The sequence below is a fragment of the Enterococcus sp. LJL90 genome, assembly GCF_056924355.1.
In genome coordinates this window covers 1-19907 of sequence record NZ_JBXPBQ010000011.1, presented here as the reverse complement: position 1 = coordinate 19907, position 19907 = coordinate 1, and the positions used below count along the sequence as shown (strand labels likewise).

Annotated in this window: 20 protein-coding genes; 16 read left to right on the top strand and 4 right to left on the bottom strand. The window is 37.5% G+C overall.

What is annotated here, in order from left to right; all coding sequences use genetic code 11:
* Positions 1-81 precede the first annotated feature (81 nt).
* From AC1Z3S_RS17620 to AC1Z3S_RS17605, 4 genes are all read right to left on the bottom strand, one after another.
* Positions 82-360, bottom strand: a complete 279-nt coding sequence (locus AC1Z3S_RS17620) for a hypothetical protein (RefSeq protein ID WP_461741447.1) — start codon at positions 358-360, stop codon at positions 82-84.
* A gap of 430 nt (positions 361-790) precedes the next feature.
* Positions 791-2065, bottom strand: a complete 1275-nt coding sequence (locus AC1Z3S_RS17615; protein ID WP_461741446.1) for a sensor histidine kinase — start codon at positions 2063-2065, stop codon at positions 791-793.
* Positions 2066-2081: 16 nt separating this feature from the next.
* On the bottom strand, positions 2082-2315 hold the full coding sequence (locus AC1Z3S_RS17610) for a LytTR family transcriptional regulator DNA-binding domain-containing protein (RefSeq protein WP_461741445.1): 234 nt from the start codon (positions 2313-2315) through the stop codon (positions 2082-2084).
* Positions 2312-2851, bottom strand: a complete 540-nt coding sequence (locus AC1Z3S_RS17605; RefSeq protein WP_461741444.1) for a response regulator — start codon at positions 2849-2851, stop codon at positions 2312-2314. The genes AC1Z3S_RS17610 and AC1Z3S_RS17605 overlap by 4 nt, the downstream gene beginning before the upstream one ends.
* A gap of 789 nt (positions 2852-3640) precedes the next feature.
* Here AC1Z3S_RS17605 and AC1Z3S_RS17600 point away from each other — a divergent pair.
* The 16 genes from AC1Z3S_RS17600 to AC1Z3S_RS17525 all read left to right on the top strand — a co-directional run bounded on the left by AC1Z3S_RS17600 (position 3641) and on the right by AC1Z3S_RS17525 (position 19764).
* Complete coding sequence (locus AC1Z3S_RS17600; protein WP_461741443.1) at positions 3641-4762, top strand: tyrosine-type recombinase/integrase; 1122 nt, start codon at positions 3641-3643, stop codon at positions 4760-4762.
* A 310-nt stretch (positions 4763-5072) separates the two neighbouring features.
* A complete protein-coding gene (locus AC1Z3S_RS17595; RefSeq protein ID WP_461741442.1) occupies positions 5073-5819 on the top strand; it encodes a winged helix-turn-helix domain-containing protein in 747 nt (248 codons plus the stop codon).
* A 119-nt stretch (positions 5820-5938) separates the two neighbouring features.
* Positions 5939-9160, top strand: coding sequence for a pectate lyase-like adhesive domain-containing protein (locus AC1Z3S_RS17590; protein ID WP_461741441.1), 3222 nt, complete (start codon positions 5939-5941; stop codon positions 9158-9160).
* A 14-nt stretch (positions 9161-9174) separates the two neighbouring features.
* The gene (locus tag AC1Z3S_RS17585) at positions 9175-9501 is read left to right on the top strand and encodes an LPXTG cell wall anchor domain-containing protein (RefSeq protein ID WP_461741440.1); all 327 of its coding nucleotides are present in this window, start codon (positions 9175-9177) and stop codon (positions 9499-9501) included.
* A complete protein-coding gene (locus AC1Z3S_RS17580) occupies positions 9494-10309 on the top strand; it encodes a WxL domain-containing protein (protein WP_461741439.1) in 816 nt (271 codons plus the stop codon). The genes AC1Z3S_RS17585 and AC1Z3S_RS17580 overlap by 8 nt, the downstream gene beginning before the upstream one ends.
* A gap of 66 nt (positions 10310-10375) precedes the next feature.
* The gene (locus AC1Z3S_RS17575) at positions 10376-11197 is read left to right on the top strand and encodes a WxL domain-containing protein (RefSeq protein WP_461741438.1); all 822 of its coding nucleotides are present in this window, start codon (positions 10376-10378) and stop codon (positions 11195-11197) included.
* Between the two features lie 119 nt (positions 11198-11316).
* The gene (locus AC1Z3S_RS17570; RefSeq protein ID WP_461741437.1) at positions 11317-12411 is read left to right on the top strand and encodes a WxLIP family cell surface protein; all 1095 of its coding nucleotides are present in this window, start codon (positions 11317-11319) and stop codon (positions 12409-12411) included.
* Between the two features lie 38 nt (positions 12412-12449).
* Positions 12450-13139, top strand: coding sequence for a hypothetical protein (locus tag AC1Z3S_RS17565; protein WP_461741436.1), 690 nt, complete (start codon positions 12450-12452; stop codon positions 13137-13139).
* Positions 13108-13902 carry a signal peptidase I gene (gene lepB, locus AC1Z3S_RS17560; RefSeq protein WP_461741435.1) on the top strand — a complete coding sequence of 265 codons (795 nt, stop codon included), beginning with the start codon at positions 13108-13110 and terminating at the stop codon, positions 13900-13902. Before AC1Z3S_RS17565 ends, lepB begins: the two co-directional genes overlap by 32 nt.
* A 25-nt stretch (positions 13903-13927) precedes the next feature.
* Positions 13928-14311, top strand: coding sequence for a hypothetical protein (locus AC1Z3S_RS17555; protein WP_461741434.1), 384 nt, complete (start codon positions 13928-13930; stop codon positions 14309-14311).
* Positions 14312-14538: 227 nt separating this feature from the next.
* Complete coding sequence (locus AC1Z3S_RS17550) at positions 14539-15561, top strand: helix-turn-helix domain-containing protein (RefSeq protein ID WP_461741433.1); 1023 nt, start codon at positions 14539-14541, stop codon at positions 15559-15561.
* Between the two features lie 324 nt (positions 15562-15885).
* Entirely contained in the window at positions 15886-16812 is a 927-nt protein-coding gene (gene ttdA / locus AC1Z3S_RS17545; RefSeq protein ID WP_265460117.1) for a L(+)-tartrate dehydratase subunit alpha, read from the top strand.
* On the top strand, positions 16809-17420 hold the full coding sequence (gene ttdB, locus AC1Z3S_RS17540; protein WP_461737257.1) for a L(+)-tartrate dehydratase subunit beta: 612 nt from the start codon (positions 16809-16811) through the stop codon (positions 17418-17420). Before ttdA ends, ttdB begins: the two co-directional genes overlap by 4 nt.
* A 23-nt stretch (positions 17421-17443) precedes the next feature.
* Positions 17444-18808 carry a citrate:proton symporter gene (locus tag AC1Z3S_RS17535; RefSeq protein ID WP_461741432.1) on the top strand — a complete coding sequence of 455 codons (1365 nt, stop codon included), beginning with the start codon at positions 17444-17446 and terminating at the stop codon, positions 18806-18808.
* 199 nt (positions 18809-19007) lie between these two features.
* Positions 19008-19343 (top strand): hypothetical protein, encoded by a 336-nt coding sequence (locus tag AC1Z3S_RS17530; protein WP_461741431.1) that lies wholly within the window; start codon positions 19008-19010, stop codon positions 19341-19343.
* A 16-nt stretch (positions 19344-19359) separates the two neighbouring features.
* Positions 19360-19764: an acetyl-CoA carboxylase biotin carboxyl carrier protein subunit gene (locus tag AC1Z3S_RS17525; RefSeq protein WP_461741430.1), complete on the top strand. Its 405-nt coding sequence runs from the start codon at positions 19360-19362 to the stop codon at positions 19762-19764.
* The last annotated feature ends 143 nt before the right edge of the window (positions 19765-19907 follow it).

The window sequence follows — 19907 nt, the reverse complement described above, 5'->3', positions numbered from 1 at the left end:
TTTTTTAGTCTGACAAAGTTTCACTTTTTTTTAAAAGCAGATGAGGCATTTGCGCCTTAATGTTTCGAAAGAAGCCTTAATTTACTCACTCAGATTGTTATAGTGATGAATGACTTTGGGAACCAAAACTCTGACATAAAGCCAGATGATGATAAAAAAGCAGCTGGGCAGACTTAAATCCAAAATAATTCTCAACAGCTGATTGCTGAGATTATGGGTGATAATGTAGGTGATATAACAGCTACAAAAAAAGCTCAGTAGCACATCCTGTAGGTAAATAATTTTTAATTTTAAAGCTCTTTTGATTTTCTTGCCATAGCGTAATTCATAATTATTTGGGTTAATTAAAAGGGTAATCAAGGTACCTAAAACCCCTAGTTTGCCGCTGCGGTCCGCCAGCAAAATCAAAAAAGCAAAGAGGACAATTGCGGGAATTATAATAAAGATTTCTTTTAACTGCTGTTTAATTTTGAACTCCTCCTTTAGTTGATGAATTATAAATTATGCTGCTAAATCTACAGTTTGCATTAGAAAAGTCTTCATAAATTGTACAAGTATAACGTACTGTAGATACGAGGAAAAAAGCTAAAGACTAAAAGAACATTTTCACAATTAATTATAATTAATTGTATAGTGAAATTCTATTGAAGGAATCAAGTTTGCTATTAGCTAAGTTGAAATTTTATTAACACCGGCACTTTTTACTTTTTAATAAGCTAGTTCTGGGCATCAGATACGTTTTTACGCAAGCTGGTTTTTCAATGTAAATGCTAACTAAAAGCTCGCTGACTTAAACTGACATAATAATTTTGGCTGAAAAAGTATTAGCAGAGATTTCTATTTTAAAATCTAGATTAGTGTAGTCTGCAATAATATGATTTAAAGAGTAGAGCCCTCGACCACTATGATTGGTTTTCGTCGTAAAATTTTTCTTAAAGATTTTTTCAAGGGAGACTTTTTCGTGAATGGTATTTTTGACCTCAAAAACTAGCGCATTTTTATTGCGAAAAATTTTTATCCAGATAGCTGTATACTCATCTGGCTGGATGGCTTCGTAGGCATTATCCAAAAGAATTGATAGACACCGCACAAGATCAATTACTTCAACAGTAAATTCTTGATTAATTTTTTCAATTTTCAAGTTTAATTCTGACACCTCTTTGACCAACTCTAAACGATTAATAAAAGAAATAATTAAAGCTTGCAATGGATAATTATTTAGATTCGTAACGGAGTAGTATTTCGAATCAATTATTTTATTGGAATAGACAACGATTTTTGCTAGGTAATCCTTGGCACTTTCTAAATCATCATTTTCTAAATATTGTGATAAGCTAATCAAAATATTTTTGTAGTCATGGCGAAAATTCTGTAATTCACTATAACTTTTATTGATCGAAACAATTGAGCTATCAAGATAATCACTCTTTGGATCGTTAGTAGAAAAAGTTGTAAACACTACTGTAAAAGCTGTCAAAAGTAAGGCGGTGACAATCATCAATGCAAAACTTAAGACGATTGCAGAAAAAGTCATTCGGTAAATATAATACTGGTTAATTGCAAAAAGAATAACATACGCAACACTGCTAATAATCGAGTATTGGAGATACTTTTTTTTAATTGCAATAAATCGTTGGGTCAGGTGATATTTTTTGTGAACCTTATTAGAAATCAGCGTTAGCAGAACTAGCAATACTAGATGGAGAGGGATAAATACAGACCAGTGGGTATCCCCATCGTGAATATTGCTACCAAAGAAGATTCTTGAAATGCTATAGGTGACTAACCAGACTATCGAGTAAATCAGGCCACTTCTAAGGGAAGAGTATGCCGACACGAGCCAAGTATTAAAGGAAGTCCGAATTAAGTAAAATTTCAAAATAAAATAAATATATAGCACTAGTAAGCTGTAAAAAACGGACATAAATGAAGTCAAAAAGATAATCGCGAGCATCAACGCTAAGATTGCTGTTTTTTTCTTAGGTAGCAGACTCTCATAGTCGCACTGGAGGAGCAGCCAAAGGTGGCTCATAGTCATTAATCTGAATAAATTTGGATAATCCATTGTCTGAACAGCCTCTCTATGCCTCCAAATTTTTATAACGTTTTTTCAATTTAGCGATGTGTCTTGAGCCGATAAACAATTCCCGCTTATCTTTGAAATAAATCATCCCTTGGCTTTGATTAAGTGAGCTAATCATTAAAAGATTAATTATATACGATTTAAGAGAATTAAAAAATGCAGGTGAATTGAGCTTTTTTCTGATATCAACTAATCTTTCATTTGCGATAAACTCAATATCCTTAGTTTTCACAACCGTTTTTTTTGCAGGCCTGAGACCGTTGTAATGTAAGAAATATCAAAAGGGTTAACGAGCGTTATGCCTTCTGACGTCTTTAGTTCAATTACCACGTTTTTTTCAAGTCTGTTTAAGATGGTATTTTGAATTTCATTTAAAATAGGGAATAGTGCATCGTTAGTCATGATATTTTCAGAGATATTTTTTGTAAGATAACCAGATGGATAAATTTGCTGATTTATCGAAAATTGACTCAAAGTATCATCGCTTGTCAGAAATATGATAAAAGCATTTGAGTTCCTCCCACGTAATAATTTGGCCAGCTGAATCCCAGTGAAATCCGTATTAAGATGAATATCAATAAGAAAGACATCATTGTCACAGATGGTAAAATTCTCAACATCGCGATAAAGTTGGATGTAGTTGAGGGTATCATCAATACACAGGTTGATGTATTCACTTTTCTCAGTAAAATCAAGCAAACATTTGGAAATCGCCATTCTGTGAGCCAGTTCATCCTCAATGATAAACACATTAGCATCATATTTCATTCTGTCACCCCTATCGATAACAATTTAAGTGGATTCAAACTTTTTTTCAAGAAAAAAGCTTTTTTGAAGTCAATGTTATATAGCTTTGGTGTCGTTTTTGTAAAAATAAGTATTGTTGAAGTTTAACTTCAAGCTCAGCAAAGTTAACTCTATTCAGATTTAAAATACAAAAATTGCTACGAGAAAGGTCACAGCAAATAGTAGGCTCAGACATGCAGATTAGTTTGATTTTTTTTAAATATCAGAGAAAAATAAAAAAGTACCAGCCGATATTGAGAGCTCTTAAAGGATAGAAAGTTTGTTATTTTAATCTACTTTAGTCAAACAAAGTTACAAAGTTTTCCATCAAGGTTCAAAAGTAAATTAGACTTCTGCTACATTGATTCACAATAGAAGAAACTTTTTTCTAGTTGCAGAAAAAAACAAAACAAAAACAGTTATTTTTCAATTGATAAAATAACTGTTTTTTTTATGTATTAAATTATTCAAATCAACAAGAATGTTACTCCAACAGGCAACAAACTTTCTTTTTGAAGGCTATAATATGACTTCAATATGAATCATAATATTTTCATGAATGTAATTTTCTCAATTCTCTCACAATTGAGAAAGGCTATTGATAAGGATTATTTTTGATAACCTTTGTGATACAAAATATTGTAGCACATTTTATTTTTAATGCAAAGAAATATTATTAAAAAATGATTCTTTTCTTCAGTTTAACTGCAGGCTGCTTTATTTTATTGTTGTTTTCCGTCAATTAAATCGTCAAAAGAAAGTGGGATTACTATGGCCAGAAAAGGTGAAAATATCTACAAAAGAAAAGATGGACGTTGGGAAGGTCGCTATATTTCTTCTCGAACAACCACAGGAAAAGCTAAATACTCTTCTATTTATGGAAAAAAATATGAAGACGTTAAAAGAAAACTACTTCAAAAAAAAGTCGAGCAAATTAGTGACTTTACTATCAGCAAGCGAACTATAAAGGCAGAAAAATATTCTGAATGGCTAGCTTATTGGATAGATAAGATTGAAAAGAAAAGGGTGAAAAAAACCACTCTGTCAATTTATTCGCGACTAGTTGAAGTGCATATCAACCCTTCTATTGGCGAACTGTTGTTAGATGAGATTTCCTCAAAGAAAATTGATAAGTTCTTGGAGGAGCTGCAGGAGAAGGATTTAGCTCCTGGTACTGTCAGAAATATTTTTAATGTTGTCAAGAAGTCTTTAGTCGATGCGTATCAACAAGGTTATATTCGCGAATTACCCGCCAATGGCGTGCAATTACCTAAACTTGTCAAGCATGAGGTTAATACCCTAACCTTAGCCCAGCAAAAAAAATTGGAATGCACCGCTTTAAAAGAGTCAGGCTGTTCAGCTATTATCATTGCCTTGTATTCTGGGATGCGCATTGGCGAAATTAGCGGTTTGCAATGGAAAGATATCGACTTTGATGAAGACATGATCTATATCAGAAGAACTGTCTCAAGAATTTTCACCCTTGACTCGGTTCAAACCAAAACCGAATTAACAGTTGGTAGTCCGAAATCGGCTAGCTCAATTAGAAAAATTCCGATTGCTAAAAATTTGAAAAATTATCTACAAGAAAAAAGAAAAAACGCAGCATCGGAGTATGTAATCGAATCATCAAAGGGATTAACAGAACCTAGAACCATTACCAATCGCTTTAAAAGAATTTTAGAAGAGACCAATTTGGAAAATATCAATTTTCATACATTAAGACACACCTTCGCCACTCGTTGCTTGGAGCAGGGAATGGATATTGCGAGTCTCAGCAAAATACTAGGACATCAGTCAACGAAGATGACTTTGGATACCTATGCGGGTTCCTTAATGGAGACCAGAAGAAAAGGAATCAGCCAATTGGATACTCTTTTAGAAATTGTCTGAGAATAATTAAGCGTCAGAGAGAATGGTCAAAAAGCAAAAAAACTCTCAGAATCAGCCCTTTGAAAGGAAAATTCTCAATTGTGAGAGAATTGAGAAAAATAACTAGCTGTTTTTTTAAAAGGGCTGATTAAAACAGTCTGCCTACAATATTATAACAAAAAAATCGATAATAACAAACATTCGTTCCTTCTGTTTTGTTTTAAATTTTAATTTTTGTGAAGTAACAACTGTGAAGCTGAACTATATGTAATTTGTACAGATGGATTAAAAAGAGTAAACAATATATTTATTTTAGAAAGAAGTTGATTTTTTGAAGTCTATCATGATCTTGACTAAAAACATTCTAGTCGAATCGGAATTAGAACAGAAATTAAAAAGTTTAGGGTATGAGGTATTTTCCTCATCCCAAATTTTCAATGAAATTTTATTGGGATTCAAAATAAAGATTACACCAATCTTTAATCTCGTAATTATCAGTTCGAGTATTAGTGAAGAAGAAGTTGAGACGATACTGAGCATTGGTTTTCAAAATGTCAGATTTTTGCGGCTAGAAAATTTTGAAGGGGATGACAATGCACCGATAGAGTCTCAGAAGTGTCATTCAATTGATTATATTGATGAGGATTGTTCTTTAAAAACATTGAGAGAAGTTCTATCAAAAAAAGACGAAGCTGAAGTCAGTGAAAAAAAATATCCTTTAGATCAATATTTGCATCAAAAACAGAACTTTCAGCATGGGGATAAAAAACTATACTATGAAAACTTCACATCATCAATGTCAGCCAAGGAGCGCCAAGTTTTTCGGGTATTGGTTGATTCAGAGGGGGACTATATTGATAGAAAAAGCCTCGCCTCGCATATTTGGAACTCAAGTTCTTCATCGAATTTGGCTCAGCTTTCTCAAATTATCAGCAGAATTCGAGTAAAGATGGAGAAAAACAATATTATCAATTTATCAGAATCAAATAGTTCATATTTAATCACTCATTGGAAAAAAGGCTATACACTCTCTGAAACTTTTTTTCAAGATTATATCCCTGTAAGGCTTGTTGAGTAAACTAAGTAGTTTCATTCTTAAAAAGGTATGCCGCAACAGGATTATTGAACGAAGACAACCTTCATATCCTGGGTTAGAGAATGTCACTTAAGATTTAAGCAATGAAGGGAGGTGAAAATATGAGAAACAGAAAAAGAAAATTATTTAGTGTTCTTTTTCTAGGTTTGTTGTTGGGACTTAGCTTATTTTTTAGACCATCTGCGGTCAGTGCGACAGAAGTCACGGTTTCTGATTGGAGTAGCTTTAAGACTGCATATGAAGATCCAAACGTTACGAAAATCAAGCTAAATAATGACATCATCCGAGCAGATACTTCTGCGTCAAATAATATTCAAACCCAGCGTTCCACGTCTCTTGAAATTGATGGCACGAAGCCAAATCCAGTAGATGATTATGACCATTATCAACTTTATATAGGCAGGACCTATTTAGGGGTTGTAAATCCAGCTGCTAGTGAAACTAACGCAACGCTTCATGTCCATGATGTCATCATCTCTAATTATAGTACGGGAACCACGGCTGCTTCTTCATCCATATTTGGACTACCCAACTATACACCAACTGATGCGAACTGTTATACAAAAAATTGGACATTAAGATTGGGAAATATTGTTGTACCTAAGAGTGATACAGAACGTGTGGCACGTTTCACTAGAGGCCAAGTCACTATTTATGGAAAAAACAAGGTTAGTACATGGGGTGAAAATTTCTACACCGGTGGTATGAAATTTGAAGATGGAACCGAATATTATGGGGATATAACGAAGCAAAACTATTCAGTAATCTGGTATCGACATAATACAAAGCCAACTGACACGGGTAGTTCAGAGTTTGATATTGGCGCGAATTGCGATATCAAGTTGAGAAACGTTGGGAGTCTTAGTAACACAACCTATCCAGCTATCTATCAATATTTTTCCAAAATCAATGTTGGTGAGAACAGTAAATTTACCGCCACAGTACCAGGCTCATCTTTACAATTTCACGGAAATGGCCAAACAATGACCGCTGAAAATGGCTCAGTAGTTACACTAACCAGCTTGGCTTCTGACATTAGTTTGCGGGATAGTTCGACGATGGGTGGCGATTCAACCATCGTTGGTAGAAACGAAGGACGTATTCCATTTAATAGTGGCTATGCTACAAATCTATCGATTAATTTTAAGCCAGGTTCTTCCTTCTTTGTCATTGGGAGTACCGGTAGAAATGATGCTTTGATTACTTTAGGTGAAGCAACGAATAGTAGTAATAACAAGATTACATTGGACTCGCCTTTGCAATTTGACATTAGAAACACTGGGTCTCAAGATGCCGTCCAAGTTAATCGAAGCAAAGTGAATTCTTTTAACGTAATAAATAGTAATTTGTCCTTCTGGCAAGTTGGCTCAGATATTTTTGGTAACGCAACGTTTGATTATCCGGATGTTACAAGTTTTATTTATCAGGATTTAAATGTTCCAACTTCTAGTGAAACAGAGTTACAAACTAAGCTTTCGGCGATTAAAACGAACACCAGAAGTAATGTTTCACGGATTTCAGGATTAAATTCCAAACCTGATGTTCTCTGGCAGTATCAATTGACAGATGCGGATAAAAATCTGTCAAACTTAGCTCGTATTCGACTAGGCTCTGTGCCGGATAATACAGGGTTAGATGAGAACGGTGATTTACATTATATTGACGTGTTTGCAAACTCTGGCTTACCAGTGAAAGTAACGGATTCGGTTTCTTCTGATGAAAAAGATTTAGTAACTGATGCGAATGGGTATATTTCCACGACAGTCGATAATTTTTATTCAGCGGGTACGATTTTAAGTGCAGTAGCCACACGTGGCAAGTTGATTTCTGATACTACAGCATCATTGCCAGTATTTGATATCACACCACCTGAGCCGGTCCAAATCAATGGCGGAAAAGTAACAGATATCGACTTGTATTTGAAGGGTGAAGGTGCAGAGGCTGGAGCAAACGTTCTCGTTAAAGTTAACGGAAGCTTACTCAGTTCGACTGCTGTTGTTGGCACTGACGGAAAATTTTCAATTACTCTGCCAAACAAGCTAACTATTGGAGATAAAGTCACAGTGTACTTACAAGACGATGCCGGCCTTGCTCCTACAGGGTTAAAAAATGTAGCTCCAGCTACTAACGATTCGATAGGAAATATCAATCCGGATAATGCTTTAAACTACGGAGACGCCACCTTCAATCCGGCTGCCACCTATACTGTTGAGAAGTCGATTATTGATACTGCATCTGCGAAAAAAAGTTTTACTATTTCGAGCGGGGCAGCCAATGTCTCAACAGGTGAAGTCTTGCGGTATTCTGTCGCAGTAACTAACGATGAAGCGGAAGGCAGCGGTATTTTATGGTCTGATGTGGTGTTAACTGACATTTTAGATGAAGGTCTTGACTTTGACAGCTCTAGTGCCGATGTTCAAATCAACGGTGTAAGTGCGACTAGTACATTTGACGCTGAGACACGGAAATTGAGTGTTTCGCTGGGAGATATTTTGCCAGTAACCAGTACCGGTGAGAATAAGATAGTCTTATCATTTAATGTTTCTGTGAACCGAAAAGCAGTTGGTCGTACCATCGTCAACACAGCTAATCTATCAGGGAAAACAGCATCTGATGAAACCTTCGAGATTGCTTCAAACAAGTCTGAAACTAATCCTATTTTAGACAATACCTTGACAGTTAATTTCAAAAATCTTGACGGTGAAGTGATTCATGAGCCGGTTGTTATTTCTGGAAGCCTGAATCAAGTCGTTGATTTAACAAAAGAGCAAGATGTATTAGATGCAATTGCTTTAATTGAAACACAAAACTATCAATTAGAGGAACGTCCAAGCTCTGAACAAGTAACCATTACAGGTAATGGAGATGAAGTAACTTACGTTTTCGATGGGATTCTGATTATTAAATCAGCACCGAGTGTTATCGATTTTGGCAATATTATTTATGACTCGACTGTAAAACGTGTAGACAATCCTAACTTAGGGAATGAGAGTCTTTCAATTTTGGATACACGCTCTAGAAGCAAAGGCGGTTGGACATTAACCGCCAAGCTAAGCAAAGAGATGAAAAATAATAGTACCCAATCGATTATGAATGAGGCGCTCCATTATATTACCGAAGATGGTACGGATATCACATTGGATACCAATGCGTCAGACATTGTCGTTAATCCTAGTGGAGGCAGTGTCGATGTTTCTAGTACTTGGGGGACGACTGCGACCACACCAGGGTTGAAGTTAGTAGCCGATCCATCCAAAACGACGATTTCTAATATCGGCAGTTATTCAGCAGAAATTACTTGGACGATTGCAGCAGGACCATAGGGGGAGTTAGTAGGATGAAAAATAAAAGATTTTTGGTTTTCCTCAGTTGTTTGGTTCTGCTGTTGGGCTTTACAGTACAGGTTGCGAGTGTTCACGCCGCAAAAGATGCAGGTGGTCAGGTCACGGTAGATGGTGGGATTACGTTTTACGAAGGAACCACAACTTCTGAAAGTAGTACCACTTCTTCAGAGCCAACGGGAAAAGAACCTGGTGGCAAGCTTCCGCAGACTGGTGAAACCGTACGTAATTTTAGTTTCATCGGCGGGGGATTGATACTGTTTAGTTTATTGATAGTCTTCTTGCGTTATAAGAAAAAAAAGGAGGCAGAGGGAAATGGTTAAAAAATATCATAAATCATTCATGGCTTTTGCTACTTTGCTAACTTTTCTTATTTTCTTTTTGGGAGGGAATCAATCCGTCTTGGCCCATAGTACTGTTTCAAAGGGGTCTGTTTCTGTTGAGGATACCGGTAAGACGAATCCAGTTGATCCGGAGAATCCTGAAAATGAGGTGGATCCAGGAGAATCGCCTTCGACTGAGGGACCTTTAAGAATTGATTTCGTATCGGAATTAAAATTTGGCTTAAATGATTTATCTAAAGAAAATCGAGTATATACCTCTTTAGCCCAGTTGTTTCATGATGAAACAGATGCAAGAGGGTATTACATTCAAGTTACTGATCGCCGCGGAGACTCCAGTGGTTGGGAATTGCAGGTCTCACAAGACCATCAATTTAGTAACTCAATTATTCAATCAACAGATGGCCAAGAACTGAAGGGAGCCAGCTTATCCTTTGATCATGGCTGGGCGAACTCCGTCAGTACGGCTGAAGCTCCCCTCGTTACTCGCGACACAATCGCGATTAATGAAATGAACTCGGCGTATACCGTAGCGACTTCTTCTAAAGGGGCAGGCACTGGAGTTTGGACAATTGAATTTGGTGCGTCAAGCGGAAATAAAAATAACCAACCGAACACATTATCACCTTTAGTTGATAAATCAGGAAATCCGGTAATTGATGAAGTTTTCAATAAACCAGCTTACAGTAATTCAGCGATTACTTTGAGTGTTCCAAAGACAACTAAAATTCAGCCAGTAAAATATTCCACGACATTGACATGGATTCTTACTGCTGGTCCCACAAATTAATATTTTTGGCAAATAGAGGAATCCCTCTTTTGTAATAAAGGAAGAACTATTAGGAGGAAATAAAAAATGAAATTCAAACGTTTATGTGCAACAACTTTATTATCAGTCATTGCTGTAGGGGCAACAGCTCCAGTATTAGCTAGTGCAGCAACTCAAACTCACTCTGCAATCTCTGAAGGCCGTGTGACGGTTGAAGCGGGTGATTTAGATCCTACAGATCCAATCGTTGACCCAGAAGATCCAGGTAAAGATATTGATCCGGATAATCCAGAAATCACTCCAGGAACAGATCCAGGTACATTAGGAATTACAAACGTATCTAAATTAAATTTTGGAACAATTAAAACTGCTTCTAAAGCAGTGACTGCAAATGCGGCTGCTTTAGTGACTAAAACTGATGACACTGGTGCCACCACAGAAACTCGTGGAGCTTTAGTTCAATTTGGTGATACTCGTGGTACAAACGCTGGTTACACAGTAACCGCTCAAATTACCAGACCTTTTGAACTGAAAACTGATACTACTAAAAAATTAGACGGCGCGACAATCAAATACAACTATGGAATCATGGAAACTCGTGCAGACAATATGGCAACACCAGGCACAATGTCTACATCATTAGACGCATTGGGCTATGATTCTACTGCAAGTGCTGGCAATTCGATTACAGTTGTGTCTGCTGCTCAAGGCAGTGGTGCAGGGGTTTATGTTTTAGAATTTGGTCAAAGTAAAGACTACACAGGTGCAAATACTGTATTAGGGATGACCGGTACTAAAGAGACTGATGACAAAGCTGTTACACTAACAGTACCAGCAGCAACTGCTTCATCAATGGTCTTAGGAGATTATACTGCTGATATCACTTGGACAATTGGTGCATTAGCATAATTTAAGCTCTTTGGTTTTACTATTTTATGAGCTGATGAGAGCATCTCTCATCAGCTCATTAGTTTTGTAAACATATACATATATTCATGACAATTTATTTTGAAGGTGGTATGACAGCAATGATGTTTAGACATATAAAAAAATTTGTAAAACTCTTTTTTCTATTCGTTTTAGGAATGATTAGCGTAACAATGGGTAATGAGAAAGCTTTGGCCACTGCTGATCAAGGTAATGGTAGTTCAGCGACAGGCTTTAATTATCAAGTTATGCTTCCAGAAAATCAAATAGATTCGAGTTTAGGCTATTATGATTTAGCTATGAATCCAAGCCAACAGCAGGTTATATCGATGACACTGACTAATCCGGGAGAAGAAGCTATAAAAGTTGGGTTAAAACTTAATGCTGCAAAGACCAACAATAACGGCGTGATTGAGTATAATCGCCCAGATATCGAAAATGATCCCTCACTGCAGTTTAATTTTAATCAGCTAGTCTCCGTACCAGAGACGATTGATTTAGCTGCTGGCGAGACTAAACAATTAGATATTTCAATTCAAATGCCCGAAACAGCTTATGATGGTGTGATTGCGGGTGGACTTACGATGCAAAGAATTGTTGACGAGACAGAAGGCTCTGATTCCGAAGCAGGGTCCTATGTGAATAATAAATATGCATATGCAGTCTCCATTTTGTTGAGGGAAGGAAATAATGATTTACAGCCTGATTTACAATTCAACAAAGCTTATGCGGGTCAGCAAAATTATCGAAATACGATTTTTGTTAGTTTTTCAAATGTCGTTGCAACCTATGTTAATAATTTAACAGTAGACGCTCAAATTACTGCAGAGGGTTCAAATGAAGTCTTGTGGGAAACACGAAGAACGACAATGCGGATGGCTCCCAATAGCTTCATAGACTTTCCAATCAGCATGGCTGGCAGCCAGATGGAGCCGGGACAATACACTGCCCACGTAAATGCTTATATTGGGGATCAGAAGTGGGAATGGCATGAAAATTTTGAGATTTCTGAAAAAGAAGCAAATGAATATAATGAAAGAGATGCAGGCTTGGTCCAAGAAAGAGGAATTGACTGGCGCTTGATTGCTACGATTGTAATAGGGTTTATTGCCTTGGTTGGAATCATCTTTTTCATTGTAACAAGAAGAAAAAATAAGAAAAAAAAGTTGGCTAAAAAATCCAAAAAGAAATCCTAGTCACTATTTAACAGAATTCACAATTCAGGGGGGATATGATGTCTATCATAGAATGGGGTGTCATCATTGGAATTTCAATTACACTGATTCTGATTTTTTTCACTATTTATTTTTTTATAGCGATGCTATCACAAACAAAAAAGCTGGCAGGTATTCCGAGTTCTCCCCCAAAAAATTCTAAACTAAAAAAAAGATGGCGGGTAGTAAGAAAAAGAATCTATTTAAAAAGAAAAAAAGATGTAAAAATGGTCGTCTTTTTTTCTTTCTTGGCCCTACTATTTGGTGGCGGAACAGCCTACCTCAGTTATTATCAAGCCACAAACTTATCTACAGAAGATTCCGATTTGGTTGTACGGTCATATTTGTTACTGCGTGATTTTGAAGGGAAAATAAATGATGCCGCAAATGCAACAGAAGAAGCGGATACGGTGAATAGAGATATTCGGTATTTAGCGACTAATCTAGCAAGCTATGCGAGTAAGACAGCGAGTTCGGCAAATACCGCAGACGGTCAAACTGTTTTAAATAGGTATTACGCAGCACTAGGAGAACTTGGAATGAACGCAAGTCGTCAGGTGACAGAATTTTACAATAATAGTGAGCTGGTTGTCACCTATGAAGGGGATATAAAACGACTTAAAGAACTTGAAAGTAAAGCTTTTGACTATTATAGCGTCAATCAAGAGGCACTAGAAGATGAGGCTAGTGAAAATTCCAATGGAGAATAGCAAGAGGCTGAGGAAAAGACCGAAAAAAACGGTTGATTCAGCTAAGCAGCACAAAACACGAAAAAAGAAATCAAGTGCTCAGACAGTCCCACAGAAATCAGCTTTGCTTAAAAAAAGTAGCAAAGCTGAATTTCTTAAAAGAAAAGGTGAGGAGCCGTTATCACGCCTTAAAAGAAAAACAAGAAAAAAAGGTAAAAGATTTAAGCCTCAAAACTCGCTATCAAAGAAAAAGCAGGTTAGTAGGTCAAAACAGCGTTTTAAAGTGCTTTTTATTATATTCAGTATGACTTTGATTACATGTATATTTGTTAGTTCGTTCTTTTTTGAAATTTATCGAGTTAACGGGTATAGTATGGTACCGACTTTAAGGGACAGAGATCTGGTGCTGATAAAAAAAGAGAAAAGTGTTCAGCGCTTTGACTTGGTTCTAATAAAACGTGGTACTACTTATCAGATTAGAAGAGTAATAGGTCTGCCAAAAGAAGATATTCAATATATAAATGATAGCTTGTATGTGGACGGAGAAATGGTTGTTGAAAGATTTTTAATCAATCAAATTAATGAGGCACAACAATCTGGTGGAAATTTTACGAAGGATTTTAGTCTCATAGATATCTCTGGGGCTTCGAAGATACCGGAAGAAGCATATTTCGTCTTAACGGATAATCGAGAGTACAGTTCTGATAGTCGTGATTATGGTCTGGTGAATAAAAACCAAATTATAGGCGTGATAACAATCAATTTTTCTGATTTAAAAACATGAAATGATTTACCCGATGGAGGATATGATGGCTGCTGTTAAAGAAAAAAGAGTTGAGACTATGTTGGGGACATCTTTAAAGAAGCAAATAATAAGTAATAAATATGGACCAGCAAAAGAGGTTCAGAAGATTTTCAAAATGGATGTGGAACAGTTTTATTTTGCTTACTTCACTTTAAAAAATCAAAAAAGAACCTGGGGCTTATTTCTTATTTACACCATAATAATCAGTTCAATTTTTATTGTAACTGGATTGGTGGGAATCATCTCACCTTATACAGCACTAATTTTATATCTCATCTTAGGCTCTTTAGGATTGCTAGTCGCTATTCTTTTATTTAATTTTGAAAAGCGGAAATTGGCACTCTATGAGTATCTGTACTTCAAATTGAGATGGAAAATTAAACAATAATTCCTAAAACTAGCAAAAATTACATCTTTCTAGCGAAAAGCTGCTTAGATTGTCGAAGTAAATATAATATGATTGCCGCCTTAACGCTTTAGTAATTTTTAAAACTCTGGATAAGGATTTTTTCAAAATGACTGGAAACATCTGATTTAGCCACTAAACAGTGAGTACTCCTATTAGGAAAACAATGCTATAATCAAGAAAAAAAGTGTCATTTTTGGAGTTTTACAATGAATTTAAGAGAGCAGTATCAATTTGATAATTTAAGTGTTCAGTTTGACCAGCTGGTGTATCGAGTTGGCAGCTATCACTACAATTGGCATTATGAAATCGAGTTATTGTGGCTGTTAAAAGGTCATATTGAAATTAATGTGGACGGCAGCATTCATGAGCTGCAAACAGGGGATTTATATGTAATCAATTCCAATAGTGGGCATGCGACGTTTGCGATTGATCCTGATAGCACCTGTTTGCGGCTGTATCTTTCGCCAGATTTTTTTATTAATCAAGGGGTGGAGCTGGGCGGGGGCAGCTTCAAATTGGACTCTAGCCGTGACCAGCGCAATCCCCACTATGCGTCTTTTAGAAAAAATATGGCGCAGCTGCAATTGTTGGGCCATCAGGCGAGTGCCGCTTTTCAAAAAAATAGTCTCTTTTTTGCAATTAGCCAAAAGCTATTGGAATTTTTTGTTCCCGCTGAGAATAATAAAGAGACGCCACTAGCTAAGCGGCAATCTTTATTAGACGATGCAATTTCCTATCTTGAGGAAAACTTTAGAAAAGAGGTCTCACTGGAGTCGTTGGCCCAAGCGACCAATTACTCCACGACCTATTTGTCAAAATTATTTAAAAGCGAGTTGGGAATTAACTTTTACGAATATCTAACCCGCTGTCGCCTGCAACATGCAGTTAAAGCATTGGCAGACACCCAGTTGAAAATTGCCGATATTGCTTATGAAAATGGCTTTAGTGATATCAAAGCCTTTAATAAAATGTTTAAAAAACATTTTGCCCTGACTCCTAGTGAGTATCGAAAGCAACTAAACCCTGATTTGCGGATAATTGATCAATCCTTTAAAGAAGAATTATCACCTGAAGATCAACAAGCGGCGCTGGCAATTTTGCAGGATCAAGCTGCTAGCCAAGAAACACAGCAGGTTAATCCCTGCAGCTATTGTGCCAGAGATGATTACCAAGAAAAATACAATGAGCTTTTAGCCAAGTTAAAAGCGATCACTTCAACTGCTGATTAAAAAACCATTTCCTCAAAAATCGTCTGTTTTCAAAAAGCATTTAATTCTATGCAAATTTTTGGTTTTCAGTGTTGATTTTTGAGGATTTATTTTTAGGCTATCACAAAAATCGGGATACCTTTTTTTTGCTATCCAACATTATGAAAACGGAAACAATTGCCGCTGCTGTCGCAAACAGCAGTGGCTTTTTTTGTGTTGGAGGAGAGAAAATAAGGACTTTATTCAATGTTATTACTTTCACAAGGAAGCTGCATCTCGATAATTATTGGCTAGTTGAAAAAGGCTTTTCCAAAGATAATACAGATAACAGCAAGGAGGAGTATCATGACTACAAAATATACTTACCAAGAAAAAACTTTATCACCTAAGGCTCAGCAGATGCGGGATATTTTAGTTGACTACATTGCCGTGGTTAGCCGGCGTCTACCTGATGACGTGACAGCAAAATTAAGTGAGCTTTCTAAAATTGAAGTCGACCCATTGCAACAATTGGTGTATAACACCATGTGGGAAAATCAAATGCTAGCTGAAAAATTGGAACGGCCAAGTTGTCAGGACACCGGGGCATTACAATTTTTTATCAAATGTGGCAGTCATTTCCCCTTATTAAGCGAATTGAATGACATTTTAAAAGAAGCCGTTTTTTTAGCAACACAAAAAGCACCACTGCGCCACAATGCAGTGGAAACCTTTGATGAATACAATACAGGATTAAATATTGGTTCTGGCTTACCTAGTGTTTTCACAGAAATTGAAGGCGACTCCGATAAATTGGAAATGTATGTTTACATGGCAGGGGGCGGTTGTTCCTTACCAGGGGCGGCTAAAGTTTTAATGCCAGGCGAAGGCTATGAAGGTGTCGCAAAATTTGTGATGGATCAGATGACCAGCTACGGGATTAATGCTTGCCCGCCATTATTAGTAGGTATCGGTATTGGAACGTCTGTAGAAGTTGCCGCTATGAATTCTAAATTAGCTTTGATGAGGGAAGTCAGTAGTGAAAGTCCGAACGAAAATGCCCGCAAGATGGAACATTTACTAGAGGATGGCATCAACAATATTGGCTTAGGACCACAGGGGTTTGGCGGAAAAAAATCTGTCATGGGGGTTAATATTATTAACACTGCCCGCCATCCTTCCGTTATTGGCGTAGCCATTAATGTCGGCTGCTGGTCCCATCGCCGAGGAAAAATTTTATTTGATAGTGAATTAAATTATTCATTACCGTTACATCAGGAGGTAGAACTATGAGAGAATTTCATTTAAAAACACCTGTGTCCGCTGAAGATATTGCCGATATTCGTGTAGGGGATATCGTTTATTTAGAAGGGATTTTAGTCACTTGTCGCGACGTGGCCCATCGACGAGTTGTCGAAGAGGGACTGCCTTTGCCGGTGGATGTCAAAGACAAGGCAATTTTACACGCTGGCCCAATTGTCAAAGAAAACGAAGATGGTAGCTATCAAATGATTTCTGTTGGACCGACGACTAGCATGCGGATGGAAAAATTTGAAGAGGATTTTATCAAAGAAACCGGTGTTCGTTTGATTGTCGGCAAAGGTGGCATGGGAGCAGGCACGCAAGCCGGCTGTAAAAAATATCAAGCCTTGCATCTCGTTTATCCAGCGGGCAATGCCGTTTATGCCGCTGAAAAAGTCGAAGAAATTATCGATGCGCAGTGGAAAGACTTAGGGATGCCGGAAACTCTATGGGTGAATCAAGTAAAAGAATACGGTCCGCTAATCGTTTCAATCGACACTCTAGGAGACAATTTATTTGAAAAAAATAAAATTGAATTTAATCGACGCAAAGATGCAGAACTAGAAAAAATTTATCAGGAAGTACGTTTCATCAAATAGCTTTATAGAAAAGAGGAAGCCTTATGCTTTTATTCTTGGCATTGTTAATGATTGTTTCATTTGTCGTTTTATTGGCGAAAAATAAACTTTCAATTGTCGGCGCTCTGGTTTTAGTGCCACTGTTTTTCGGATTAATTGTGGTTGTTCTAACAGATGCCACTTTTGCTGATTTATTTCAATGGATTACGGATGCGCTGTTCTTTAGTGTCAATGATGAATCCGGCAGTGTTTCCATGGGCGTTATCTCCCCAGGCTTGTTAATTTTATTTGCAGTGATGTATTTTGATTTAATGTTAAATGTGGGCTTGTTTGACCCCTTGTGCGAATTTTTTATAAAAAAAGCCAAGGGGGACCCGCTAAAAGTGACGATGGCCACCGTTTTAACGGCCACGGTAGTCACAATGAACGGGGACACTACCACGACGATTATTATCTGTGTAGCAGCCTTTTTGGAATTGTATAAATTTATGAATATGAAACTCAGTTATTTAGCAATTTTAATTGTTGCCCCCATTGGAATTTTTAATCAGCTTCCTTGGGGCGGACCGACGATTGCTGCCAGTACAGCCATTGGTGTGCCGGTGACGGAACTATTTAATGCCCTGCTACCAGGGATGCTAGTAGCTGAAGTATTTGTCATTTTTCTTGCTTATCGTTTGGGCTTAAAAGAACGTAAGCGCTTAGGTTTTTGCGATGGTTCTGATTCAGCGATTGATGACATTATGATGGCAAAAATGCTAGCCTCGATTCAAGATAAAGATCCAGAATTAAAACGGCCTAAATTATTCTGGTTTAATCTGTTGTTGACGATGGGCATTTTATATTTGCTGATTCAAGATGTAGCCCACGGTGCCGTTTTATTTATGATTGGGAGCGCTATAGTATTGACGGTGAATTATCGCAAAGTTAGTATCATCAATGAGCGGATTGATGACATTGCCGCCGACGCGCTAGCTCCAGCTTTAGCCACCTTTGCTGCAGGTGTTTTCTCAGGCGTCTTATCCGGCAGTGGGATGGCAAATGCTTTAGCTCAAGGCATCACCATGATTATTCCCGAAAATTTAGGCGCCCACATGGCATCGATTTACGCTGTCATCTCTGCACCGGCAATTGCCTTTTTACCACAGGATGCCTTTTACTTCGGTATCGCCAAAGTTGTTGCTGAGGTGATGGAATCCTATGGCTTAACGGCTACCCAAGCAGCAGTTGCATCGATGGTAGGACAATCCTTCCGTTTGATTTCGCCAGTTATTCCAGCCTTATTTATGCTGACAGCTTCGACTGAACTCAATTTTGTTGATTTTCAGAAGAAATATATCAAATATTGCTGGCCAATTTTAATCATTTATCTTGCTGTGTACGCAGCAACCGGGTCATTGCCGCTTTAAACAGAAGAGGCTGTGGCATAAGTCCAACGAACGGTCAAAAATCTGACCTATTCAGCAGCTCGTCTAATTTCAAAAAATAATTTTTAGAAATTACAAAGATAAACTGTTTAGTAGAAGCATCAAGGTGTTCAGAATTTTGACAGAGGGAACTTATGCTACAGCGTCTTTTCTTTTTGAAATTTTAAAAAGAGGAGGGAGAATGTTGTTTCCATTTTTAAAACGCAGAGAATCAACGAAAAATCAGGCAGATATCAAAACGAATTATCAGCAGACAATCAAACAAGTTGCTGAAGAAACGAAATCTTTTGAAGCTTTGCCAGCTTTTATTCCAACAAGTCCCAAAGAATATCAGTTAGTGAGTGTGATTGCCACCGCAATTGCGGCTGGCGAAAACAGCGACAGTCAATTTGTGGTTAGACGAATTTTAAAACGCAATCCAGAAGCTCGCACGGTAGCTTTAGTTGCCGCCAGTCTTGCCGCAGGCACCGCAGAAGACAGTCAGCTTGTCGTCACGTCCATTCAAAAGAAAAAATAAAACGGAGGGTTACACAATGTTACGTAAATTTAAAATTTCAATCGATGGCCAAGAATACTTAGTAGAAATGGAAGAAATCGGTGGCGTGCCACAACCAGCCGCACCTGTTGCGCCGGCTGCACCCGTTGCGCCCGCAGTTCCTACTCCAGAAGCAGCACCCGCTGCAGCTGCACCAGCACCAACGCCCGTTGCTTCAACTCCAGCCGGTGCCGATGCGATTACCGCACCGATGCCTGGCGCTATCTTAAAGGTCTTAGTAAATGTCGGTGATACGGTTGCTGAAAACCAACCAGTCATGATTTTAGAAGCGATGAAGATGGAAAACGAAATTGTGGCACAACATGCAGGCACCGTTATGGGTATTCATGCAGCACCTGGTGACAATGTGAATCCTGGTGATCCATTGATTACCATTGCCTAAATAAATTTGAAAAAATTTCTATTTATATAGAAATTTAAAAGTGAAGCTATGTAGAAGTGAAATTAAGTTGAGGAAGTGAAATTTGTGGAAACATTGATTGAAGGGTTTATCGGCATGGGACAAGAGCCCGGCCGGATTGTCAT